A 22,576-nucleotide genomic window follows, 5' to 3' on the forward strand; every position below is an offset into this window, starting at 1 on the left:
GGCAGCCGATCGGGGTGGAGCTAGACCTACCTCAGGCAGGGGGAATCAGGGCTTGTCGAGGAGGGCGGCCAGGCCCGAGGAGTAGCTCTCCGGCGTGACGTCGCCGAGGATCAGGCGCTGCAGGATGAAGCCGGGGATGAGGCCGAACATCACCTGGCCGACGTACTCCGGGTTCGCGTCAGCGGCGATGGTGCCATCGGCCTGGGCCCGGCGGACCACGTCGACGAAATGGCCCCGGAGCATGCGGTACTTCGCGGACGCGGTCGCGAAGATCACCTCGTTGTGCAGCGCCTCCGCCCAGGCCTGCACCCCGATCCGGGTGACGTCGGTGCCGTGCCGCTCGGCCAGGCTGACCACGAAGTCCAGGGTCTTGCGCAGCGCCGCGGCCGGGGTCAGCGGCCCCTCGGCCGCCAGCATCTCCTGGAACAGCAGATCGACCGAGCTCAGGGCGTCGTCCGCGATCGCCGCGACGATCTCGTCCTTGCCCTTGAAGTAGCCGTAGACGGCCCCGGCCGACAGGCCCGACTCCCGGATCACGTCCGCCATCGTCGTCTTGTGGAAACCCTGCTCGCCGACGCAGGTGCGGGCGGCGTCGACGATCTGCTGGCGGCGGGCGACGCGGTGCTCCTCAGTGACCTTGGGCATACCGAGAACATAAAACGAACATCCGTTCTTGACAACTCGGCGGCAGCGCGGGACGCTCGTGGTGATAAAGAACGATCATTCGGTTTTACCTTTCGAGGAGTGACCACGATGTCCGAGCAAACCGCCGCCGAGGGCCGACGGCGTCCGCCCGTGGTGGCTGTCGTCACGCTGCTCACCGTGATTCTGACGGTGCTGCTGATCGCCTTCGCGTGGCCGGCCGCGCGCTCCGAACCACGCGACCTCCCGGTGGCCGTGGCGGGTCCGCAACCAGCCGTCACCCAGGTGGCCGCCGGTCTCGAACAGGCGATGCCCGGTGGCTTCGAGATCAAGCCGGTGACCGACCGGGCGGCCGCAGTACAGGCGATCGAAGACCGGGATGTGTACGGCGCGATCATTGCCGATCCGCAGGCTCCGGAGGTGCTCACCGCGTCGGCCGGCGGTCCCGCGGTGGCGCAGATTCTCACCCAGTTGGCGAGCCGGATGGCGGCCCAGGATCCGTCGGCGGCGCCCAAGGTCACCGATGTCGTGCCGTTGCCTGCCGATGATCCGCGAGGAGCCGGTCTGGCCGCGGGTGCGTTGCCGCTGGTCCTAGGAGGCATTCTCGCGGCCGCGTTGCTGACCCAGCTCGTGCAGGCCGGTGCCAGGCGGATGGCCGGTGCGCTGGCCTTCGCGGTGAGCGGTGGTCTCGCGCTGGCCGCGGTGCTGCAGTTCTGGCTCGGGTCGTTCGAGGGCAACTACCTGGCCAACTCGGGCGTCATCGCGATGTCCATCGCCGCGATCAGTCTCACCTTGCTCGGGCTCGAGTGGCTGATCGGTACGGCGGGGCTCGGGCTGGGCGCCGCGACGATGATGCTGCTGGGCAACCCGCTCTCGGGTCTGACGAGTGCGCCGGAGATGCTGCCCAGCGGTTGGGGTTCGCTGGGGCAACTACTTCCGCCTGGAGCTGCCGGTACGGCGTTGCGGTCGGTGAGCTTCTTCGACGGGGCCGGCGCCGGTCAGTCGTTCGTGGTGCTGTCCTGCTGGCTGGCGGCCGGACTCGCTCTCTGCGGACTGGGTGCACTCCGCAGCCGTCAGCGCGTCGTACAGGCTCACCCTGAGCGGTCGCCCGTGACTGTCTGAGTGAATTCCTTCCCCACCAACCGCCCCGCGCGTGTGAAGGAGCGGTGACCGGATCGTTACGACCCGGTCACCGCTCAGCGCGTTCACGCACCGGACAACGTTGTCTGTCAACCATTAACTTCGAGGCTGCGGGACTTCTACGGTCGCGAAGGAGCCCGCAGGATTTGAGCTGTGGTACCAGGATGACAACGATTGACCGAAGGTGGACGTGATGGTCATGCGGAAACGTTTCAAAGCGGCCGGCGCGCTGGCCGTGAGCGCACTGCTGCTGGGGGTCTCGGCCTGTAGTCAGGGGTCGACCACCAAGGAGCCCGACGCGGGTGGCTCGCAGAGCGCCGGGCCGGCGAACATCAAGATCGCCTATCAGCAGTGGGGCCCGGGCACGGTGATGAAGAACTTCCTCACCGGCGCCAAGGCCGAGTACGAGGCGGCCAATCCCGGTTCGACGGTCGAGATCGTGCCGATCGTGGCCAGTGAGAACGACTACTACACCAAGCTCCAACTGATGATGCGGTCGCCGAACACGGCGCCGGACATCGTCTACGAGGACACCTTCCTGATCAACTCCGACATCACCGCGGGGTACCTGAAGCCGCTGGACGACTACATCAAGGACTGGGCGGACTGGAGCCAGTTCGAGGAGACGGCCAAGGGTGCGGCGAAGGCGCAGGACGGCAAGACGTACGGCGTCCCGGACGGCACCGACACCCGGGCTCTTTGGTACAACAAGGAGATCTTCGCCAAGGCCGGACTGCCCGCCGACTGGCAGCCGAAGACCTGGGAAGACGTGCTGACCACCGCCCGCACGATCAAGCAGAAGGTGCCCGGTGTCATCCCGCTGAACGTGTACTCCGGCAAGCCGATGGGTGAGGCTTCGGCCATGCAGGGCTTCGAGATGCTGCTCTACGGCACCAAGGACACCCTGTACAACTTCGACCAGTCCAAGTGGGTGGTCGGCAGCCAGGGCTTCAAGGACTCGCTGAACTTCATCAAGACGGTCTTCACCGAGGGCGTCGCCCCGCAGCCGAAGCAGTCGCTGGACCCGAACTGGGGTAACAAGGTCGGCAGCGACCTGCTCCCGAACGGCAAGCTCGCGATCGCGCTGGACGGCTCCTGGCTCTACAACAACTGGCAGAAGACCGGCGCCAAGCCGTGGCCGCAGTGGACCGAGGTGCTCGGCCAGACCGCGATGCCGACGCAGGACGGCAGCGGCAAGGGCAAGGTCAGCCTGTCCGGCGGCTGGACCTGGGCGATCCCGGCCAAGTCGAAGAACCCCGATGCCGCATGGAACTTCATCAAGACCCTGCAGACGCAGAAGAACGCGACCAAGTACGCGACCGACGGCGCGCAGATCGCGGTCCGCAAGGACGTCGCTTCCGACGCGGGGTACAAGTCCTCGGCGAAGAGCACGCAGTTCTTCACCGACCTGGTCGCGGTGACCGTCTACCGGCCCGCGCTGCCGGAGTACCCGAAGGTCTCCAACGAGATCATCACCGCGATGGAGGCCGTGATGACCGGGCAGTCGTCGCCCGACGAGGCGGCGAAGAACTACGACGAAGCGGTCGAGAGCATCGTCGGCAAGGACAAGACGACGACCGAGAGCCAGTAAGGAACCTTCTCTGTGACGACGACTGTCGCGCCGTCGGCCGCAGCGCCCGCTCCGTCCGGTGAACCCACCGGGCGGGGCGGGCCGCCGCGCGGTGCCAAGCTGGTCAGGATGTTGCCGCTGACACCGGCCATCGGGTTGATGCTGGTGTTCCTGGCCGGGCCGATCATCTACTGCGTCTACGCGGCGTTCACCAACATGGCGCTCACCGGGACCGGCGCGAACGCGGTGAAGTTCGTTGGGCTCGACAACTTCCGGAAGGCGTTCGAGAGCAGCGCGTTCACCAACGCGATCTGGCTGACCCTGGTGTTCACGCTGATCTCCGCGATCATCGGGCAGAACACCCTCGGTCTCGGCCTGGCGTTGCTGATGCGGCGCTCGACCAAACTGGTCCGCAACTTCGTCGGTACCGCGGTGATCGGCGCTTGGGTACTGCCCGAGGTGGTTGCGGCGTACCTGCTCAGCGCCTTCTTCAACGACGACGGCACCCTGAACGTGATGCTGCACTGGGTCGGGCTGCCGGGGCAGGATTGGTTGTACGCGGCACCGATCATCGCGGTGTCGTTGGCCAACATCTGGCGCGGTACGGCGTTCTCGATGCTGGTGTACTCCGCGGCGCTGAGCGAGGTGCCGAAGGAGATCGAGGAGTCCGCCGAGATGGACGGTGCGGCCGGCGCGCGGCGGCTGGTGTTCGTCACGCTGCCGATGATCAGCCGCGCGATCCTGACCAACCTGATGCTGATCACGCTGCAGACGCTGAGCGTGTTCGGCCTGATCTACGCGATGACCCGGGGTGGACCGGGGACCAAGAGCCAGACCTTGCCGCTTTACATGTACGAGCAGGCGTTCAGCTTCTCTCAGATCGGCTACGGCACCGCGATCGCGCTGGTGATGCTGGCGATCGGGGCGGTGTTCTCGCTGATCTACCTGCGTGGACTGAACTCGGAGGCCGCATGATCGCCCGGGACCGGATCAGCAAACTCACCGCCAATTTGATCCTGCTGGCGATCGGGGTGCTGTTCGTCCTTCCGTTGCTGTGGGTCCTGTTCGCCTCGATCAACCGGACCGCGGGGTTGCGGGTGGAGTTCCCGACGAGTCCGACGCTGGAGAACTTCCGGGCGGTGCTGAACACGGACACGACGTACCGGCCTGTCCTGAACGGTCTGGTGTTGTGTGGCGGCGCCGCGTTGCTCACGATGGTCTGCGCGGTGCTGGCGGCTTATCCGTTGTCCCGCTTCAAGTCGAAGTTCAACCGGCCGTTCTTGTTGACCGTTTTGTTCTGCACGGGGTTGCCGATCACCGCGGTGATGGTGCCGGTGTACGGGCTGTTCGTGCAGCTGAATCTGGTGGACACGATCGGCGGGACGATCATGTTCATGGCGACGAGTTCGCTGCCGTTCGCGATCTGGCTGACGAAGACGTTCATGGACGGCGTACCGATCTCGCTGGAAGAGGCCGCGTGGGTCGATGGCGCGGGCAACATGCAGGCGCTGCGGCGGATCGTTCTGCCGCTGATGTGGCCGGGGATCGCGGTCGTGCTGATCTTCACGTTCATCGGCATGTGGGGGAACTTCTTCGTCCCCTTCATGCTTTTGCTCTCGCCGGAACGGTTGCCGGCGTCGGTGAGCATCTTCACCTTCTTCGGCCAGTACGGCGAACCGAACTACGGCCAGCTGGCGGCGTACTCCCTCATCTACACCACCCCCGTTCTACTCCTCTACCTCCTCCTCAGCCGCAAACTAGGCGGAGCCTTCGCCCTCGGCGGAGCCATCAAGGGCTAGTTCGCGCAGACGCATAACAAGTTCTAGCTTCTACAAGCTTTGTCTTGTATTCTTCCTTGGTGGAGGAGTATCAGATCTACGTTCTCTCCGGCTGCGAGAAGTGGCTGAACTCGCTGCCGGAGAAGGACTACGAGGCCCTCGCCGGTCGGTTCGATCTGCTGGCAGAGCAGGGGCCGGCCACGCCGCGCCCGACAGTCGACACGATCAAGGGTTCTCGGCACTCCAACATGAAGGAGCTCCGGTCTGGGAAGCTACGCGTGCTGTTCGCGTTCGATCCCCAGACGCAGGCGGTGCTCCCGCTGGGCGGACGAACCTGATGTCTGAACCTCGCGCTGGCAGTTCAGGCGAAGCGGACTCTCATACTTGGCGAAGGAGGTATGGACGGATGGCGCACCGGAAGTGGAAGGACGTACGGGGTGACCGGATCAACACCCCGGGAGCTGAGGCGCGCGTCGCTGCTCAGAAGGAGGAGGCCCGGGCCGAGCAGCGTGCCTATCGCCTGGCTGAGGTGCGCCAGCAGCAAGGGCTCACTCAGGTTCAGTTGGCCGAGAGCCTGCACATCAGTCAGGCGGCGGTGTCCTCGATCGAGCGAGGCGAGCTGAGCCGATCCGAGCTGAGCACCATCAGCAAGTACGTCGAAGCACTTGGCGGCAAGCTTGAGATCATCGCCAACTTCGGCGACGAGCGGCTAGTCCTCGGCTGATCGTCCGCGTGCCGCGCCCCGCCGACAGTGAGCGACGCGTCGTGTGTTGCGGTGATGAACCGTGGCTCGAGGGGCTTAGCGCAGCTCATCCAGTTTTGTGCTCAGGAACTCGGCCTCGACCGCGTTGTCGGTGAAGGCAAGGGCTTCCTCGTATGCCGCTGCGGCTGCCTGGTTGTGGCCGGTGCGACGGAGCAGGTCGGCGCGGGTGGCCGCGAGGTACGGGTAGGTGGCAAGGGCTGGTTCCGCGGCGAGGGTGTCGATCGCGTCGAGGGCTGCCTCGGGTCCGTCGACGTAGCTGAGGGCGACCGCGCGGTTGAGGGCGACCACGGGCGACGGCCAGCGCGCGAGCAACAGGTCGTACAGGCCGAGGATCTCGTCCCAATCGGTGTCCTCCCACTGCCCGGCTTCGCTGTGTACGGCGGCGATCGCGGCCATCAACGCGAAACGTCCGGCGGGTGGTTGCGCCAGCGCGTCTCGTACCAGGGCTAGACCTTCGTCGATCGACGTGGAGTCCCACCGGGCGCGATCCTGGTCCCGCATCAGGACGAGCCGGCCGGCCTCATCGACTCGTGCGGCGTGACGAGCCTGGGTCAGCACGAGTAGCCCGAGCAATGCGGTCGCCTCGCCGCTGTCGGGGAGGAGCAGGTGAACCGTCCGGGCGAGATCGAGTCCGCGCCTGGTCAGGTCGGTCCGGATCAGCTCGTCGCCGAACTTGGCTGTGTGGCCGGCGGCGTACACGAGATGCACCACGTCGAGCACGCCGTCGATGCGTTCGGGGAGATCGGCGAGGCGCGGGATCCGGTACGGGATGCGGGAGCGGGAGATCTTGTGTTTCGCCCGGGTGATGCGCGCCTGCATCGTCGCCTCCTTGACCAGGAACGCCTTGGCGATCTCGGGCGACGAGAGTCCGCAGACCAGCCGGAGCGTCAGCGCGACCTGGGCCTCCTGGGCGAGGGCCGGGTGACAGCACGTGAAGACCAGCCGCAGCCGGTCGTCCGGGAACACGCCGGCGGCCGCCTCGTCCTCGTCGACCGGATCCGGCATCAGCAGCGGCAGTTTTCGCTGTGAGACCGCGGCCCGTCGGCGATGTTCGAGTGCACGCCGGGTTGCGACCGTGGTCAACCAGGCTCCCGGCCGGCGTGGGATCCCTTGAGTCTGCCAGTGCACCAGCGCCTGGGCATACGCGTCCTGCACGCAGTCTTCGGCGAGGTCGAGGTCCGCCGCGACGCGCGCGGTGGCCGCCAGGACGAAGGCCCACTCGTGTTCGTGGGCCTGTTCGACCGCCCTGGCGACCGTACTCGCGGTGTCGGCCACGTCAGTCGATGATCGGCCGTACTTCGATCCCGCCCATCGGCGCCGGCACCTGCTTGGCGATTGTCAGCGCCTCGTCGAGATCCGCGGCCTCGATGATGTAGTAACCGCCGAGGACTTCCTTGGTCTCGGCGAACGTCCCGTCGGTCACCGCGAACCCGCCGTTGCCGTCCGGCCGCACCGACGTCGCCGTGTTGCTCTCACCCAGCCGTGCGCCGCCGCGAAGCGCCGCCTGGTTGGCCCGCGCGAACTCACCGTGCCGCAGGTGGTTCGCCTCATCCACGCTCGGGTCGGCCGCCGCCCACGCCGCCTCGTTGTCGTAGATCATGATCAAGTACTTGCCCATTGGTGACACCTCTCGTTGTCCGCTGGGGTGGAACCGCTCGCCGGTTCCTGTTGCTACCACATCGATGCGCGAGACCTTCCCAGATCGACAAGCTTGGCCGATGAGATGTTTTGTCAGTGTTTCCAGGCGTCGATGAGCCGTTCGAGGCGGTGGAACATGCGGGCTCGACGGGGGTCGGGTGCGTGTGCGAGGTACGGCGGCCAGGCTATGAGGAGGAGCAGCAGTTCGGCGGCGACGGTTGCGCGGTGGAGCGACTTGTCGGCGGGGAGCCTGCGGGCTTCCGCGTACGCCGCGAGCATGGCGTCGCGGGGTGGGGTGTGGCCGTCGAACTCGGCCCGTTGCCAGAGCAGGGCTAGATCTTCGGGGCCGTGTCCGAGGCAGACCTCTTGCCAGTCGATCCAGACGAACCGGTCGGCGGGGTCGGTGAGCAGGTTGCCCAGGTGCCAGTCGCCGTGTCGCAAGCAGGTCGGTAGGTCGCTGAGCGCGGCGTACAGGGTGTCGAGTTTCTCCCACAAAGGCGCGAGGAGCTGGGTGTGGCCGAGGGATTCCCAGGTGCGGGTGGCGTCTTCGACTTCTTCTGCGGTTGGTTGCCGTGGGGGCCTTGTCCACTGGGTTGGTGTCTGTGTGTGCAGGCGGCCGAGCTCGGTCGCGAGCTGCGCCCAGCGAGCCGAGGTCCAGTGCTCGGGGGTTGGCGCTGCGCCGGCTGACTCGAGGAGCAGACAGGTGCCGTCGGAGTGCTCGATCGCGGCGACGAGCTTCGGTACGACGACTGGGACGTGGTGGGCGAGGTCGCGGTAGAAGCTCAGCTCACGGTTGGCCCGCGCCCGGAGTGTCTGATGTGATGCAACCTTCAGCACGTACTCCTTGGGGCCTGCTTCGCCGGAGGTTTCGATGAGGTACACGGCTGATCCCGACGCGCCCCCGGCCAACGTCCGTGCGTCAACCAACTCGCCCCGCCGATCGCCGCCCAGCAACAACCACCAGTGCGCGACGTCGGCCCATTGATCAGTGGCATTCATGTGCCTCCTTCCGACCCACACCACGTCTATCAAGAGGCACCGACAGTGTCGGGCTTCCGCTGTGGCTGGCGTACCGGTCGACATGAGGTGCGACGCGTGTGGGGGTGGTGGAGTTGGTGTGCGCTGGTGGCGAACGGGACGGGGATGGGTGGTGGGGACCACGTAGGGTGGCGGCATGTCGTTGACGTATCCGCTCGCTGAGCTGACTCTGGACAACGGGTTGCGCGTGGTTGTGAGTAGCGACCGCGCGGTGCCTATCGTCGCCGTGAATCTCTGGTACGACGTGGGATCCCGGCATGAGCCGCCTGGGTTGACCGGGTTTGCGCACCTTTTCGAGCACCTGATGTTCCAGGGGTCGCGCAACGTGGAGTCGGGGCAGCATTTCGGCTTGCTGGAGACGGCCGGCGCGAGTCTGAACGCGAGCACGTTCTTCGACCGGACCAACTACTTCGAGTCGCTGCCGAGCGGTGGGCTCGACCTCGCCCTGTGGCTCGAGGCGGACCGGATGGGATACCTGCTCGACGCGGTGAACCAGGAGAACCTGGACAACCAGCGCGACGTGGTGAAAGAGGAGAAGCGGCAGAGCTACGACAACCGGCCGTACGGCGACTCGTACGAGCGGCTGGTGCGGATGGCGTTCCCCGAGGGGCACCCGTACGCGCACATGACGATCGGGTCCATGGAGGATCTGGACGCGGCGTCGGTGGAGGACGTGCACGCGTTCTTCCGCAAGTACTACGGGCCGAACAACGCGGTGCTGACGATCGTCGGGGATGTCAGCGAGGAGGACGCGTTCGACGCGGCGAAGCGGTACTTCGGCCACCTGCCGGCGATCCCGCAGCCGCCGGCGGCCCCGAACGGGACGATCGGGCCGCTGGAAGGGGTGGCCCGGGACGACGTGGTGGATGACGTGCCGTCGGATCTGATCACGATGATGTTCCGGCTGCCGGTGGACGGTACGCCGGAGCTGGACGCGGCCGCACTCGCACTCGACGTACTGGCGGCTGGGCAGAGTGGGCGGCTCAATCGGCGGCTGGTCCGCGACGAGCAGATCGCGCAGAGCGTTTCGGGCGGGGCGTTGCCGCTGATCGGTGGGGTGTCGTTCGGCACGCTGACCGGAATCGCGTCGGAGGGTGTGGATCTGCAGCAGGTGGAGGACGCGCTGGTCGAGGAGATCGAGAAGCTCGCCGCGGGCGGGATCACCGAGGACGAGTTGCTCACCGTGCAGGCGCAGGCCGAGCGGGACTGGCTGGAGCAGCTGGCCACCTGTGCGGGGCGGGCGGACGAGATCTCGCATCACGCGTTGCTGTTCGGCGACCCGAACCGGATCAACACCCGGATCGACCAGATCCGCGCGGTCACCCTGGAGCAGGTGCAGCAGGTCGCCGCCCGCTGGATCCGCGCCGACGGCCGAGCCCAGATCACCTACCGGCGACCAGCAAGCACTGAGGGCGGGGAGCAGGCATGAGCAGCCAGATTCTGACCACGCCGCCCGCTGTCTCGTCGCCGCGGCCTTGGACGTTCCCGGTCGCGACCAGTACGGCGACTCGCGCGGGGACGCCGGTTCACGTGTTCGACCGGCCGGGCCAGTACGTCGCGACGGTGCGCGTCACCATCGCCATGCCCCTGGTCGCGGAACCCCGTGAACTGGAGGGCATCGCGACGATCATGTCCCGCACCCTCGACGAGGGGACCGAGCTCCGGTCCGCCAACGAGTTCGCGGCCGCCCTGGAGCGCCACGGCGCGGCGTACGGGGTGGACGTCAGCTCGGACGCGTTGCACGTGGAGATCTCGGTACCGGTCTCGCACCTGGCGCCGGCGGTGAAGCTGCTCGCCGAGGCGGTCACCATGCCCGCGTTCAACCAGGCGGACGTCGGCCGGCACGTGACGATCCGGCTCGGCGAGATCAACCAGGAGCGGGCGAACGCCGGCTATCGGGCTCGGGAGGCGTTCGCGGCCACCATGTTCGACCCGTCCACCCGGCGCTCCCGGCCGACTGCCGGCAGGCCGGACACGATCCGTCCGCTGACCAATGTCGAGGTGGCGAAGTTCTACCGCGACAACATCGGCCCGGGCCGCGCGCAGATCCTGTTCGCCGGAGACGCGACCGGGGTAGATGTGGCCGCGATCGTCGACGAGGCGTTCGGCGACTGGACCGCCGAGGCGGGGCCCGCGCTGGAGACGCCGGAGCCCATGTACGTCGTGGGCGACCGGATCGTCTTGGTCGACCGGCCGGGGTCGGTGCAGAGCCAGCTCCTGATCGGCTGCCCAGGACCGGACCGGCGGACCGACATCTGGGGATCGGCCGCTGTCGCGAACCACGTGGTCGGCGGCACCATCACCTCCCGCGTCGACACTGTGTTGCGCGAGGAGAAGGGCTACACGTACGGCACTCGGTCCAGCTTCACCGCGCCACGCAAGGGCGGGATCTTCACCCTCAGCGGTGCGGTCCGGACCGAGGTGACCGGGGCCGCGATCGCCGAGGCGCTCAAGATCCTCCGCGGCGCGCGCGACGGCCTGACCGATCGCGAGGTGAGCGAGGCCAAGGACAACCTGATCCGGACCGCCCCACTGCGATACGAGCAGGCCGACTCGATCGCGCAGCAGGTCGGCAGCAACATCGCCGCCGGCGTACCGCTCGACTTCGCCGACACGTACCTGGCCCAGATCGCCGCCACCACCGCGGAGTCCGCGACCGAGGCCTACCGCGGGTACGTCGGAACCAACGGGCTGCTGGTGGTCGTCGTAGGGGAGGCCAAGGACGTTCGCGGCCAGCTCGAAGGACTCGGCGACGTCACCGAGCTGAGCTGACTGTCACCACTTTGAGCTAGCGGGGTGAGATCCTCTGCTCAGGAGCAGGCCCGAGCGGCTCGGCCCTGAGCAGAGGAGATCCCATGTCGTCCGGTGAACGGCCCCAAGACCACCAGGGCTTCCCGAGCTACACCGATCGCCCGCAGGACGAGACCCAGCCCCTGCAGGACCACACGCAGCCGCTCCAGGACCACACGCAGTCTCTGTACCCGGCTCAACCGCAGTACCCGTCCCAACCTCAGCACCCGGCTCAACAGCAGTACTCGAGCCCCCAGTACCCGACCCAACCGCAGTACCCAGGCCACCCGCAGTACCAGACCGGCGGTTACCCGCTCCAGCCTGGCTACCCCGACATGCCGGCGTACGGCGCGCTCCGGGACAACTCCAACGCGACCCTGGCCCTGGTCCTCGGACTGATCGGCCTGGTCACCGGGATCGTGCTCCTCTCCCCGGTCGCGTGGTGGAAGGGCCAGCAGGCGCTCAACGAGATCGACGACGCACCGGGTGTCTACAACAACCGCGGCATGGCCCTCGGCGGCAAGATCTGCGGCATCATCGGCACCGTCCTGCTCGGCCTGGTCGTGCTCTTCGTCGCCGCGATGGTGATCCTCTTCGTGTCCGTCTGACCCATCCGACCCATCTGGCCCCACCGGCCTCGCCCGCACCATCAGTTGTTTGTTTGGAAATCCTGACAACGTCGGCCCCTCCCTGGAGGCTGGCGGAGCGCTGACCGCTGACTTACTGTCTGGCCGTCACACTCACTTCAGGGAGGGGTTCCACTCGTGAGAGACGTCCGTAGATCGTTGTGCGCGGCTACTGGTGCGGTTGCACTCGTCGTCGCCGCCCTGGCGGTTCCGGCCACCGCCGGCGCCGGAGTCACGGTGGCTGGGGGCAACACCGAGTACCTAGTCCTGCTCGAATCCGGAGCGGATCGGGCCCAGGCCGTCGACGCCGTCAAAGCGGCCGGTGGCGAAGTGGTCAAGGAGAACGTCAACCTCGGCACGCTCACCGTGCGCGCGGCAGCGACCGGCTTCGTCAGCCGGGTGTCCGCCTCGTCCGCGGTCGAAGGCGCGGCCCGGAGCCGGCCGATCGGCCAGCTGCCCAAGGAGAGGGTCGGCCTGGTCGAGCAGGAGAATCTCGGCGCCGCCAACGCGAAGACAGCGGCAGCCGCGACCGGTGCCCCAAGCAACAAGCTCGATCCGCTCGACAACCAACTGTGGGGTCTGCGGATGGTCCGCTCGGACCTGGCCCGGACGGTCCAGCCCGGCCGTAAGAGCGTCAAGGTCGGCGTACTGGACTCCGGCATCGACGCCCGCAACCCAGACATCGCACCGAACTTCGACTGGACCCTGTCCCGCAACTTCGCCCCGGACATCCCCGAGCTCGACGGCGCCTGCGAGTTCGCGGGGTGCGTCGACCCGGTCGGCTGGGACGACAGTGGGCACGGCACCCACGTGGCCGGCACGATCGGCGCCGCCGCGAACGGTCTGGGCGTCTCCGGCGTCGCGCCGAAGGTGACGCTGGTGGAGATCCGTGGTGGTCAGGACAGCGGCTACCTGTTCCTCGGGCCGGTCTCGGACGCGCTCACCTATGCCGGCGACGTCGGCCTGGACGTCGTGAACATGTCGTTCTTCGTAGACCCGTGGCTGTACAACTGCCTCAACAACCCGGCCGACAGCCCAGAGGCGCAACTGGAGCAGCGGACCATCATCCAGACGATGCGGCGCGCGTTGGAGTACGCGCACGACCACGGAGTAACGCTCGTCGGGGCGCTCGGCAACAACCACGAGGACCTCGGCAAGCCACGCACCGATGTCGGCAGCCCGAACCCGGGCACGGCCTACCCGCGCACGATTGACAACGCGACCTGCTTCGACCTGCCGGTGGAGGGACCGCACGTCATCGGTGTCTCCGCTCTCGGCCCGTCGTCCAAGAAGTCGGACTTCTCGAACTACGGGCTCGAGCAGATCGAGGTGTCCGCACCGGGCGGCTGGTTCCGCGACCTCATCGGTACGCCGGGCTACCGGACCAACCAGAACCTGATCCTGTCCACCTACCCGGTGAACCGCCTGCAGGTACTGGGACTGGTCGACGCGGCAGGCGAGATCACCCCGGCCGGCGTGGCGGGCAGCGTACAGAAGCAGTGCCCGGCCGATGCCACGGACTACACGCAGTGTGGTTACTACAACTGGCTCCAGGGAACGTCGATGGCGTCACCGCATGCCAGTGGCGTGGCGGCCCTGATCGTCAGTGAGTACGGCAAGGGTGTCAAGGGCGGGTTCGGCATGGCACCGGACAAGGTGCGCGAGATCCTGCTCGGCACCGCCCAGCAGCGAGCGTGCCCAGTACCGCCGCTGCAGACATACACAGCCGAGGGCCGTTCGGAGGAGTTCAACGCTCTCTGCGAGGGAACTCAGTCGTTCAACGGGTTCTACGGTCACGGCATCGTCGATGCCTGGGCCGCTGTGACCCGCTTCTAAAGCCGTACTGCGTCCTGCCCGGGCCAGGGAACTCGGGCAGGACGCAGCTCCAGAACTGCGACCGGGTCAGCCGGTGATGTAGTGGGAGAGTTGCTCGCGCTCGAACTCCAGTTCGCCGATCCGGGACTTGACCACGTCACCGATGCTGACGATGCCGGTCAGCCGGTCGTCCACCACGACCGGGACGTGCCGGATCCGTTCCTCGGTCATCAACCGCATCATGTCGTCGATGTGGTCGTCCGGAGTGCAGGTGTGCACCTGCTCGGTCATGATCGCGCTGACCCGGACATGGCCCGCGTCAGGTGTGCCGTTCATCAACCGGACAACGTCGCGCTCGGAGACGATGCCGGCCACGGAGCTGCCGTCCGCACTGACCACCAGGGCGCCGACGTTGTACTCGGCGAGCAGGGCGAGCAGTTCGGTGACTGTGGCTTCTGGGGAGATGGTGACGACCTTTTTGCCCTTGCCGCGCAGTATGTCGTTGATCTTCACGGAGCCTCCTGCCGATCGAGTGCCCAATACCCAAAGGTAGCGAAAACCTGCCCGGAAAGGCAGGTCTCGCAGGTTGCGGATCGTGACCGAATGCGTGTCACACGGAGGAACCGTTGTCAATTCCGGTCACCTGGCGTGACGAATCCGAACCGGTTCAGTCGGGATCTCCTCGACCGCGTCGACCGCGCTGAGGGCAGTCCAGGTGAAGCCGATCAGGGCCAGGGCGGCGCCGCCCACGACGAACACAACGAGAGGGCCGGGCGCCGTGAGCATCAGTGTCGCGCCACCGAGACCCGTGATCAGGGCGGCGGCCCGCGGAACCGCCCGGCTGCGGTAGAGCGCGAAACCGAAGAGCAGCGAGCCCAGCGCTCCGGCGATCATCGCCAGGTAGAACACGCTGAACTCGGAAGCAGTGTTCAACTTGTCGAGCAAGGCGATCATCGCCTCCCGGTCCGGCTGCTCGGCCAGTACTCCTGCCAGCAGGACCTGGATCGACCAAGCGGCCAGGCCGAACGCGCCGACCACGGACAAGGCCGCGGCGATCCGGCCGAGGTGACTCCTGAGAATCGAGCCCAGCGCCAGCGCGGCGCCGACGTACAGGACGGCCCCGAGCAGGGCGATCATGGCGGCGGCGTCGTTCCGGGTGGCGGCCTCAGCCAGTTCGGTCAGGTAACGCGGCGTATCCGGCTGATCGGCGTCGTCCTGGTACGCCGGCGTCATCAGCGCCCGGGCGACCACGGCCGCGAGAGGTGCGCCGATCAGGAACAAGAGCTTCATGGTGGTTCTCCCTCGAATCAGTAGGTGACTCGACTGTGTGCCGCCGGACCGATCGGGCACTTCGGGGCAGACCAGGGACTTCTGATCAGGGCTGGCCCTGAAGACCTGCGCGGGATTCGGTGTCACCATCGACGTGTGTGGGGGCCTCCGTGACTCGCGGGATCGTTGTCGGTGCCTGCGTTCTGACCGCTGCGACTTTTGCCGGAGTGGCGGTCCTGGACGCGCGGTTGCCGGCCGGTCAGGACCTGTTCGGCCCTGATGACCTACCCTTCGTCGTTGCCTTCGCCAGTGCTTCGGCCGTCGGCGCGGTGCTTGCTTTCAAGCGGCCCGGTCATCCAGTGGGCTGGCTGTTCCTCGCGCTGGGACTGAGCGTGGTGCTGAGCGGCATCTTCGACGGGTACCGGGCGCTCGGTGATCGCCCGGGCACAGCGCTCGCTGCGGTACTCGGCGAAGCCGCGTTCATCCCATGGTTCGTGTTGCTGGCGCTGATCCTGCAGCTCACGCCGACCGGCCGGCCGTTGTGGCCGCGGCTGACCATCTCGACCGTTGCCATCGGCACCCTTTGGTACCTGAGCGCGCTGATCCCGGCGCTCGACCTCGCCCGTACGCCGGCCGGTGTGCTGACCGCTGCCGGGTTGGTCGCCGCCGGATTCTCGTTGCTCGTCCGCTTCCACCGTTCCACTGGTACCGAGCGGAAGCGGTTGCTCTGGCTGGCCGTGGCCGTCGTACCGCTGCCCGCCTTCGTCGTACTCGCCTTCGCGGCCGGTGACGGCAGACCGTTGCTGCTGGCGTTCGCAACCAGTGGCTTCATCGTGCTCATCCCGGTCGCCACAGGGCTGTCGATCGCGAGGTACCACCTGTACGACGTGGAGCGGGTGCTGAGTCGCGCGGTGACGTATCTGCTTGTCTCGGGCGTACTGGTGCTGACCTTCGCGGCAGTGGTGTTCACGGCCGGCCACGTGATCGGGGAGCGCGGTGACTCGCCCGTGCCAGCGGTGCTCGGCACGCTTGCTGCGGTGGCGTTGGCCGGGCCTGCCTATCGGGCATTCCAGGAGACCGTGGATCGGCGGTTCAACCGGCGCCGGTTCGACACGTTGCGGCGGATCCGCGAGTTCGTCCGCGATCCCACTGCGCAAGGCGGATTCGGGATCCAGGACGTACTCCGCGACGCACTCGGCGACCCCGCGCTGCGGACGGCGTACTGGGTGGACGACCGGGGTCAGTGGGTGACCGACGCCGGTCAGGCGATCGACCCGGACCCGGGCGAGCTCGCCGTACGACGCCTCGGCCGCGAGGTGGCCCGGATCGCGGTCGGCCCTGCGACGGATCGCGAACTGGCCGAGGCGGCCGCGAACGAAGCCCTGCCGGAGTTGGAGAACGCGGGCCTCCGGGCGGCGATCAGTCTCCAGCTCGTCGAGGTCCGCGAGTCCCGGGCCAGGATCGCGGCCGCGCAGCTCGCCGAGCGCCGCCGGATCGAGCGGGACCTGCACGACGGCGCCCAGCAACGGCTTCTCGCGCTCGCGCTCAACCTGCGCGCGGCCCAGCTCAACGGACTCAAGCTCGACGAAGCCGTCGAGGCCGCGATCATCGAGCTGCAGGGCGCGGTCAGCGAGCTCCGCGAACTGGCGAACGGCTTGCAGCCCGTCGGTCAGGCGGGACTCGCGATCGCCCTGGACGACCTGGCCGCGCGACTGCCGTTGCCGGTGGAGCTGGAGGTGGTCGATGAGCGGTTCGCGCCGGCGATCGAGGCGACGGCGTGGTTCATCGTGTGCGAGGCGATGACCAACGCGGTGAAGCATGCCGATGCGACGCAGCTCGAGGTCGCGGTCACCAGGTCGGATCGGCGGCTCGCCGTACGGGTGGACGACAACGGGCGTGGTGGCGCGGATGCGAACGGTAGCGGGCTGCGGGGGATCGCGGACCGGGCTGAGGCGATCGGTGGACGGTTGACCGTGGGCGAGCGCCCTGGTGGTGGAACACGAGTCGTGGGGGAGTTGCCATGCGAGTGGTGATCGCGGACGATTCGGTCCTGCTGCGGGAGGGGCTGGCCCGGTTGCTGGGCGAGGCGGGGATCGAGACGTGTGCACTGGCAGGTGACGCGGACGGTCTGGTGAAGGCGGTCGCCGAGCACCGGCCGGACGTGGCCGTAGTCGACATCCGGATGCCGCCGACCTACACGCACGAAGGCGCGCGGGCGGCGATCTCGTTGCGCGCGGACTACCCGTCGCTGGGGATCCTGCTGCTGTCGCAGTCCCTGGAGAGCCGGTACGCCGCGGAGCTGGCCCGCGCGGCACCGCAGGGCTTCGGGTACCTGCTGAAGGATCGCGTGGTCGACGTCGCCACCTTGGTCGATGCGGTCGAGCGGGTCGCTCAGGGTGGGACCATTCTCGATCCGGAGGTGATCGCGTATCTGCTCGGCCGGCGGACCAATCGCGACCAGCTCGGCGTACTGAGCGATCGTGAGCGGGATGTGCTCGCACTGATGGCGCAGGGGCGCTCGAATGCGGCGATCTGCCGGCACCTGATGCTCACCGGCAAGACCGTGGAGAGCCACATCGGGAGCATCTTCACCAAGCTGCAGCTACCTGTGCAGGATGACGATCATCGGCGTGTCCTGGCTGTGCTCGCCTGGCTGCAGGACTCCTGATGGCCGCATGGACGGTGATGAACTGCGACGAAATCGCCCGGACGATGTCGCCGATGATGTCGCCGTTCGTGCTCGACGTCCAGGGCACGCCGACGATCCTGGTGAAGCTCGCCGGGCTGTCCGCGCGCGAGGCCGGTGAGCTGGCGCGCGCGGTCGAGGCCGGAGACAGTCTGGCGGTCGCGGCGTACTTCACCTACCCGACGTACCCGGTGCTCGTGCTGGCGTTGTTCGTGTACGACTCGTACGACGATCCGCTGCGGTTCGAGGGGTACCGCGATATCACCACCGCCGACGTCCAGGACTTCGTCATCGGCCTGGACCGGACCGGCGGCGAAGGAAAGGTGCGCCTGTACGACGAGTCGGCGGGGCTGCTGGCGGTCGGCCGGTTCGGGTTCCGGATGCCGCCGTTCGGCCGCACCAAGTTCCCGTACCGGAGCACCGCCCAGGATCTCAAGGGCCTCTGGCAACTATTCGGCTACTGCGCCGAGTGGTACCACCGGATCACACCCGGCAACCGCGATTTCAACACCGCCGTCGACATCCACCTCGCCACCGAGCCGCCCATCTGAAAGCCCCCCCGCACCGCTGCGCCTGGTAGCCAGCCTTCGAAGGTAGGCGGGTGGTCGGCCGTAGTTGTCAGGCCAGCCGGCTGAGCACCTCGTCGTGGAGCCGGCCGTTGGTGCCGACGGCGTTCGGCCCGTTGGGTCCCGGCTTGCCGTCGACGGAGGTGAACTTGCCGCCGGCCTCCTCGACGATGATGGCCAGCGCGGCCATGTCGTACAGGTTGAGCTCGGGCTCGGCGGCGATGTCCACCGCGCCCTCGGCGACGAGCATGTAGGACCAGAAGTCGCCGTACGCGCGGGTCCGCCAGCAGGCCTCCATCAGATCGGCCCACTGGTCCTTTTTGCCGATCTTCTCCCAGCCTTTGAGCGAGGAGTACGACAGCGAGGCGTCCTCCAGCTTCGCGACGTCGCTGACCCGGCAGGGCTGGGCGGACATCAGCGCGCGACCGGTCCACGCGCCATCGCCGTACGACGCCCACCAGCGGCGGCCGAGCGCCGGGGCGCTGACGACGCCGACGACCACCTGGTCCTCGATCATCAGGCTGATCAGCGTCGCCCAGACCGGGACGCCGCGGATGTAGTTCTTGGTGCCGTCGATCGGGTCGACCACCCAGCGGCGGGCACCCCAGCCGGTGGTGCCCTGCTCCTCGCCGACGAACGCGTCCCGCGGCCGGGCCCGGGACAGGGTCCGGCGCATCACGTCCTCGACCTTGCGATCGGACTCGCTCACCGGGGTCAGGTCCGGCTTGGTCGCCACGTGCAGATCGAGCGCCTTGTACCGGTCCATCGCGATGGAATCCGCGTCGTCGGCCAGGATGTGCGCGAGCCGGAGGTCGTCCGTGTGCGAGGGCATGGCCGAAGGCTACCCGCGCGGGGGCCGCCAGGCGCGCGGAGGTTCGGATAAGTTGCGGGAAGGTTGCGACGTGGATTGAACCATCGGTGGTCGTTGAACGTGCAGTTAGTGTCAGACCAATCGAGCTGGACCGACTGCGGGAGATGTCATGTTCGAGCGCTTCGGAGACCTTCCTCTCCATGTTCTGGTCATTCACGCGGCCGTGGTGATCCTGCCGCTGGCCGCGCTCACCGCGATCGTGTTCGCGCTGCGGCCGAAGTGGCGCTGGCTGCTCCGCTGGCCGACCCTGCTGCTCGGCCTCGGCGGGCTGGTGATGGCGTACGTGGCGAAGGAGAGCGGCGAGGCGTTCGTTGCGGCGGTCCCGCAGTTGGAGCAGGCCGTCCGGGTGCACAAGGAGCGGGGGGACCTGCTGTTCTGGTTCGTGCTCGGCTTCGCGGTGCTGGTGGTGGCCGCGTTCCTGGTGCTTGCCGGGCCGTCCCAGCTGGCGAGCGGAAAGGGTGCCAAGACAACGAAGAGCAAGCCGCTCGAGTATGTGCTGAGTGCCGCGCTCGTGGTGGTCGGTGTCCTCGTCATCTTCCAGACCATCCGCACCGGCGACGCCGGCGCCAAGGCAGTCTGGGACGGCCTGCTGCCGGCTGAGTGACCCTTGCGTCCGAAGAAGGTTGCGCTATAGCGCCCGGTTTTCGGACGCAAGCGTCGTCAGTCGCGGCCCTCGCGGCTCGCGAGGAGGCGGCGGAAGGAGTTCACCCGCTCGGCGTCGATCCGGCCGGCCGCGACCGCGTCGTCGAGGGCGCAGCCGGGCTCGTTCGAGCCGTGGGTGCAGCCGCGCGGGCAGTCGGCGACCTCGTCGGCCAGGTCGCCGAAGGCGTTGATCAGCTGATCCGGTTCCACGTGCGCCAGCCCGAACGACCGGATCCCAGGGGTGTCGACGATCCACCCGGCACCCGGCAACCGCAGTACAACCGTGTTGGTCGACGTATGCCGGCCGCGCCCGGTGACGTCGTTGACCACCCCGATCGCCCGGTCCGCGCCCGGAACCAGCCCGTTCACCAATGTCGACTTGCCGACGCCGGAGTGGCCGACCAGAACGCTGGTCCGGCCGCGGAGTTGTTCGAGCAACTCGGTGAGATCCCCGCCCTGGTGGGTGGCGACGGATTCCACCCCGAGCGGCCGGTACGTCGACAACAGCGGTTCGGGGTCGGCCAGATCGGTCTTGGTGAGGCACAGCAACGGGCGCATGCCCGCGTCGTACGCCGCCACCAGGAACCGGTCGATCAACCTGGTCCGGGGTTCGGGGTTCGCCACGGCGACGACGATGACCAGCTGGTCCGCGTTCGCCACCAACGGGCGCTCGACCGGGTCGTCGTCATCGGCCGAGCGGCGCAGCAGGGTCTTGCGGGGGAGCACCTCGACGATCCTGGCCAGCGTGCCGTCGGCGCCGCTCGCGTCGCCGTCCAGCTTGACCAGGTCGCCGACGATGACGCCCTTCCGGCCGAGCTGGCGCGCCTTCATCGCGGTCACGATCCGGCCCTCGTCCACGTCCGCGGCGTCGTCCGCGGCGTTGTCAGCGGTGTTGTCCTCGAGCCAGGTGGTGTAGCGGCCGCGGTCCCGGGTGATCACGAACCCGATCACCGCGTCGTCGTACGTCGGCCGGTCCTTGGTCCGCGGCCGGGTCCGCCGTTTCGGGCGGTCGTACTTGGCTTCTTCGTCGTACCGCGACATCAGCCGGCCAGGACCGACCAGAGCTCGGGGAACTCCGGCATCGTCTTGGCCGTCGTCTCGATGTTCTCGATCGCGAGACCGTCCACCACCAGCCCGGCGACGGCGGCCGCGTGCGCCATCCGGTGGTCGTGGTACGTGCCGAAAAGCCCACCGTGCAAGGGTCTCGGCCGGATCTCCAGCCCGTCCGCGGTCTGCGTGACGTCGCCGCCGAGCGCGTTGAACTCCTGCTCGAGCGCGGCCAGCCGGTCGGTCTCGTGGTTGCGCAGATGCGCGATGCCCCGCAGGTACGACGGCCCTTCGGCGAGCGCCGCGACGGCGGTGATCACCGGAGTGAGCTCGCCGACTTCGCTGAGATCCAGGTCGACCCCGGAGATGCGCTCTGTACCGCGGACGGTCAGCCCGTCGTCGCCGAGGGCCACGTCTGCGCCGAACTGGGCGAAGATGTCGCGCAAGTGGTCGCCCGGCTGAGTGGTTGCCGTGGGCCACCCGGTCACGGTCACCGCGCCGCCGGTGACCACGGCAGCCGCGAGGAACGGGGCCGCGTTGGACAGGTCCGGCTCGATCGCGGAGTCCTTCGCCTGGATCGGGCCGGGGGCAACGATCCACCGGTTGGGCTCGCTGTCATCGACCTGGACGCCGCGCTCGCGCAGCATCCCGGCCGACATGTCGAGGTGCGGCTGGGACGGGACCGGCTTGCCGTCATGCCGGATGTCCACGCCCTCGTCGTACCGGGCGCCGGCGAGCAACAGGGCCGAGACGAACTGGCTCGAACCGGACGCGTCCAGGGTCACCTTGCCTCCGCGAACCGCGCCGGACCCGCTCACGGCGTACGGCATCCGGCCGGTGCCCTGGTCGTCGATCTGGACGCCGAGGGTGCGGAGGGCGCCGAGGATGACGTTCATCGGGCGCTCGCGGGCGTACGGGTCGCCGTCGAAGGAGATGATGCCGTCGGCGAGCGCGGCGACCGGCGGGACGAACCGCATCACCGTGCCGGCCAGGCCGCAGTCGACGGCGGCCGGGCCCTTCAGCGAGCCCGGGGTGACCGTGACCAGGCCGTCCCGCTCGGTGATTCCGACGCCGAGCGAGACGAGAGCGGCGCGCATCAGAGCGGTGTCACGGGCGGCGAGCAGGCCCGAGAGCGTGGAGGGACCGTCGGCGATGGCGGCGAGGATCAGCGCGCGGTTGCTGATCGACTTCGACCCGGGCACGGTGACGCGGCCGCTCACCGCTCCCGCCGGGCGCGGTGCCGGCCAACCCTCTGACGTCCCCATCTCACTCCTTCAGCTCGTGGTCCTTCCGCTCATGAGCCTATCGGTCCGGGGCTATTTCGCGATCTTCCAGCCATCGGGGAGGTTCAGGGTGAGCGTTGTCCGGGTCTTGCCCAGCGTCCAGGTCGGCAGCGTCTTCGGGAAGGCGTAGTTGAAAGCCTGGACGCCCTCCTGCTCGACTTCTGGGCCGTCGCTCGAGGGGGTGTTGACCGCGGTGTGGAAGCTGGCGACCGGCATCAGGGTGGCAGTGTCCAGGTAGTAGACGACGTGCAGACCGGCGGCGAGGCCGAAGGCGTTGGACCACGGCCATTTGACCGGATCCAGGCCCGCCTCCCGGAACGCCCACATGGGATCGCGGTGCCGTAGTACTCGCCGTCCCCGAGCTTCTTCGGCTTGAAGTCGACGACCTGCCGGACGTAGGTCTTGCCGTTCG

At 68.0% G+C, this 22,576-nt stretch carries 24 protein-coding genes; 14 read left to right on the plus strand and 10 right to left on the minus strand.

Annotated features, from left to right (window positions below):
• Positions 1-45 precede the first annotated feature (45 nt).
• Positions 46-645, minus strand: a complete 600-nt coding sequence (locus EV643_RS04480; protein WP_133798682.1) for a TetR/AcrR family transcriptional regulator — start codon at positions 643-645, stop codon at positions 46-48.
• A gap of 108 nt (positions 646-753) precedes the next feature.
• On the opposite strand from EV643_RS04480, the gene EV643_RS04485 reads away from it, so the two are divergent.
• The 6 genes from EV643_RS04485 to EV643_RS04510 all read left to right on the plus strand — a co-directional run bounded on the left by EV643_RS04485 (position 754) and on the right by EV643_RS04510 (position 5,854).
• The gene (locus tag EV643_RS04485; RefSeq protein ID WP_133798683.1) at positions 754-1,764 is read left to right on the plus strand and encodes an ABC transporter permease; all 1,011 of its coding nucleotides are present in this window, start codon (positions 754-756) and stop codon (positions 1,762-1,764) included.
• A 217-nt stretch (positions 1,765-1,981) separates the two neighbouring features.
• Positions 1,982-3,373, plus strand: coding sequence for an extracellular solute-binding protein (locus EV643_RS04490; protein WP_166665318.1), 1,392 nt, complete (start codon positions 1,982-1,984; stop codon positions 3,371-3,373).
• Between the two features lie 12 nt (positions 3,374-3,385).
• Positions 3,386-4,327, plus strand: coding sequence for a carbohydrate ABC transporter permease (locus EV643_RS04495; protein WP_133798685.1), 942 nt, complete (start codon positions 3,386-3,388; stop codon positions 4,325-4,327).
• Positions 4,324-5,151: a carbohydrate ABC transporter permease gene (locus EV643_RS04500; RefSeq protein ID WP_133798686.1), complete on the plus strand. Its 828-nt coding sequence runs from the start codon at positions 4,324-4,326 to the stop codon at positions 5,149-5,151. Before EV643_RS04495 ends, EV643_RS04500 begins: the two co-directional genes overlap by 4 nt.
• 59 nt (positions 5,152-5,210) lie before the next feature.
• A complete protein-coding gene (locus EV643_RS04505; protein WP_238165357.1) occupies positions 5,211-5,468 on the plus strand; it encodes a type II toxin-antitoxin system RelE/ParE family toxin in 258 nt (85 codons plus the stop codon).
• A 68-nt stretch (positions 5,469-5,536) separates the two neighbouring features.
• Complete coding sequence (locus tag EV643_RS04510; protein WP_133798687.1) at positions 5,537-5,854, plus strand: helix-turn-helix domain-containing protein; 318 nt, start codon at positions 5,537-5,539, stop codon at positions 5,852-5,854.
• A gap of 75 nt (positions 5,855-5,929) precedes the next feature.
• Here the strand turns inward: EV643_RS04510 and EV643_RS04515 are convergent, their stop codons facing one another.
• The 3 genes from EV643_RS04515 to EV643_RS04525 form a co-directional block, all read right to left on the minus strand.
• The gene (locus EV643_RS04515; RefSeq protein ID WP_133798688.1) at positions 5,930-7,168 is read right to left on the minus strand and encodes an RNA polymerase sigma factor; all 1,239 of its coding nucleotides are present in this window, start codon (positions 7,166-7,168) and stop codon (positions 5,930-5,932) included.
• Between the two features lies 1 nt (position 7,169).
• Positions 7,170-7,511: a YciI family protein gene (locus EV643_RS04520; RefSeq protein ID WP_133798689.1), complete on the minus strand. Its 342-nt coding sequence runs from the start codon at positions 7,509-7,511 to the stop codon at positions 7,170-7,172.
• A gap of 113 nt (positions 7,512-7,624) precedes the next feature.
• On the minus strand, positions 7,625-8,530 hold the full coding sequence (locus tag EV643_RS04525) for an aminoglycoside phosphotransferase family protein (protein WP_166665319.1): 906 nt from the start codon (positions 8,528-8,530) through the stop codon (positions 7,625-7,627).
• A gap of 175 nt (positions 8,531-8,705) precedes the next feature.
• Here EV643_RS04525 and EV643_RS04530 point away from each other — a divergent pair, with 175 nt between their 5' ends.
• From EV643_RS04530 to EV643_RS04545, 4 genes are all read left to right on the plus strand, one after another.
• Positions 8,706-9,998 carry a M16 family metallopeptidase gene (locus EV643_RS04530; RefSeq protein ID WP_133798691.1) on the plus strand — a complete coding sequence of 431 codons (1,293 nt, stop codon included), beginning with the start codon at positions 8,706-8,708 and terminating at the stop codon, positions 9,996-9,998.
• On the plus strand, positions 9,995-11,341 hold the full coding sequence (locus tag EV643_RS04535) for a M16 family metallopeptidase (RefSeq protein ID WP_133798692.1): 1,347 nt from the start codon (positions 9,995-9,997) through the stop codon (positions 11,339-11,341). The genes EV643_RS04530 and EV643_RS04535 overlap by 4 nt, the downstream gene beginning before the upstream one ends.
• Before the next feature lie 83 nt (positions 11,342-11,424).
• Positions 11,425-11,967, plus strand: coding sequence for a DUF4190 domain-containing protein (locus tag EV643_RS04540; protein WP_133798693.1), 543 nt, complete (start codon positions 11,425-11,427; stop codon positions 11,965-11,967).
• Positions 11,968-12,123: 156 nt separating this feature from the next.
• Positions 12,124-13,821: a S8 family serine peptidase gene (locus EV643_RS04545; RefSeq protein ID WP_133798694.1), complete on the plus strand. Its 1,698-nt coding sequence runs from the start codon at positions 12,124-12,126 to the stop codon at positions 13,819-13,821.
• A 66-nt stretch (positions 13,822-13,887) separates the two neighbouring features.
• On the opposite strand, the gene EV643_RS04550 is transcribed toward EV643_RS04545, so the two are convergent.
• Together EV643_RS04550 and EV643_RS04555 are read right to left on the minus strand one after the other, a co-directional pair.
• Entirely contained in the window at positions 13,888-14,313 is a 426-nt protein-coding gene (locus EV643_RS04550) for a CBS domain-containing protein (RefSeq protein ID WP_133798695.1), read from the minus strand.
• Positions 14,314-14,439: 126 nt separating this feature from the next.
• On the minus strand, positions 14,440-15,090 hold the full coding sequence (locus EV643_RS04555; protein ID WP_166665320.1) for a DUF4386 family protein: 651 nt from the start codon (positions 15,088-15,090) through the stop codon (positions 14,440-14,442).
• Positions 15,091-15,296: 206 nt separating this feature from the next.
• Here EV643_RS04555 and EV643_RS04560 point away from each other — a divergent pair, with 206 nt between their 5' ends.
• From EV643_RS04560 to EV643_RS04570, 3 genes are read left to right on the plus strand one after another with little or no spacing between them, the layout of a single operon-like run.
• Positions 15,297-17,102, plus strand: a complete 1,806-nt coding sequence (locus tag EV643_RS04560) for a sensor histidine kinase (protein ID WP_166665321.1) — start codon at positions 15,297-15,299, stop codon at positions 17,100-17,102.
• Positions 17,090-17,737: a response regulator transcription factor gene (locus EV643_RS04565; protein ID WP_133798698.1), complete on the plus strand. Its 648-nt coding sequence runs from the start codon at positions 17,090-17,092 to the stop codon at positions 17,735-17,737. The genes EV643_RS04560 and EV643_RS04565 overlap by 13 nt, the downstream gene beginning before the upstream one ends.
• Positions 17,737-18,306: a hypothetical protein gene (locus tag EV643_RS04570; protein WP_133798699.1), complete on the plus strand. Its 570-nt coding sequence runs from the start codon at positions 17,737-17,739 to the stop codon at positions 18,304-18,306. The genes EV643_RS04565 and EV643_RS04570 overlap by 1 nt, the downstream gene beginning before the upstream one ends.
• Before the next feature lie 67 nt (positions 18,307-18,373).
• Here the strand turns inward: EV643_RS04570 and hisN are convergent, their stop codons facing one another.
• Positions 18,374-19,153 carry a histidinol-phosphatase gene (gene hisN, locus EV643_RS04575; RefSeq protein ID WP_133798700.1) on the minus strand — a complete coding sequence of 260 codons (780 nt, stop codon included), beginning with the start codon at positions 19,151-19,153 and terminating at the stop codon, positions 18,374-18,376.
• Between the two features lie 148 nt (positions 19,154-19,301).
• On the opposite strand from hisN, the gene EV643_RS04580 reads away from it, so the two are divergent.
• Positions 19,302-19,796, plus strand: coding sequence for a DUF2231 domain-containing protein (locus EV643_RS04580; RefSeq protein WP_133798701.1), 495 nt, complete (start codon positions 19,302-19,304; stop codon positions 19,794-19,796).
• 56 nt (positions 19,797-19,852) lie between these two features.
• Here EV643_RS04580 and rsgA read toward each other — a convergent pair whose 3' ends face one another.
• Genes rsgA through EV643_RS04595 form a run of 3 tightly spaced genes read right to left on the minus strand, consistent with a single transcriptional unit; the run spans position 19,853 to position 22,491 of the window.
• Positions 19,853-20,875, minus strand: a complete 1,023-nt coding sequence (gene rsgA, locus EV643_RS04585; RefSeq protein WP_133798702.1) for a ribosome small subunit-dependent GTPase A — start codon at positions 20,873-20,875, stop codon at positions 19,853-19,855.
• A complete protein-coding gene (gene aroA / locus EV643_RS04590) occupies positions 20,875-22,146 on the minus strand; it encodes a 3-phosphoshikimate 1-carboxyvinyltransferase (RefSeq protein ID WP_133798703.1) in 1,272 nt (423 codons plus the stop codon). Before aroA ends, rsgA begins: the two co-directional genes overlap by 1 nt.
• A gap of 51 nt (positions 22,147-22,197) precedes the next feature.
• Positions 22,198-22,491: a hypothetical protein gene (locus tag EV643_RS04595; RefSeq protein ID WP_133798704.1), complete on the minus strand. Its 294-nt coding sequence runs from the start codon at positions 22,489-22,491 to the stop codon at positions 22,198-22,200.
• Between the last annotated feature and the right edge of the window lie 85 nt (positions 22,492-22,576).

It is taken from the genome of Kribbella caucasensis, from assembly GCF_004361855.1.
GTDB classification, from domain to species: domain Bacteria; phylum Actinomycetota; class Actinomycetes; order Propionibacteriales; family Kribbellaceae; genus Kribbella; species Kribbella caucasensis.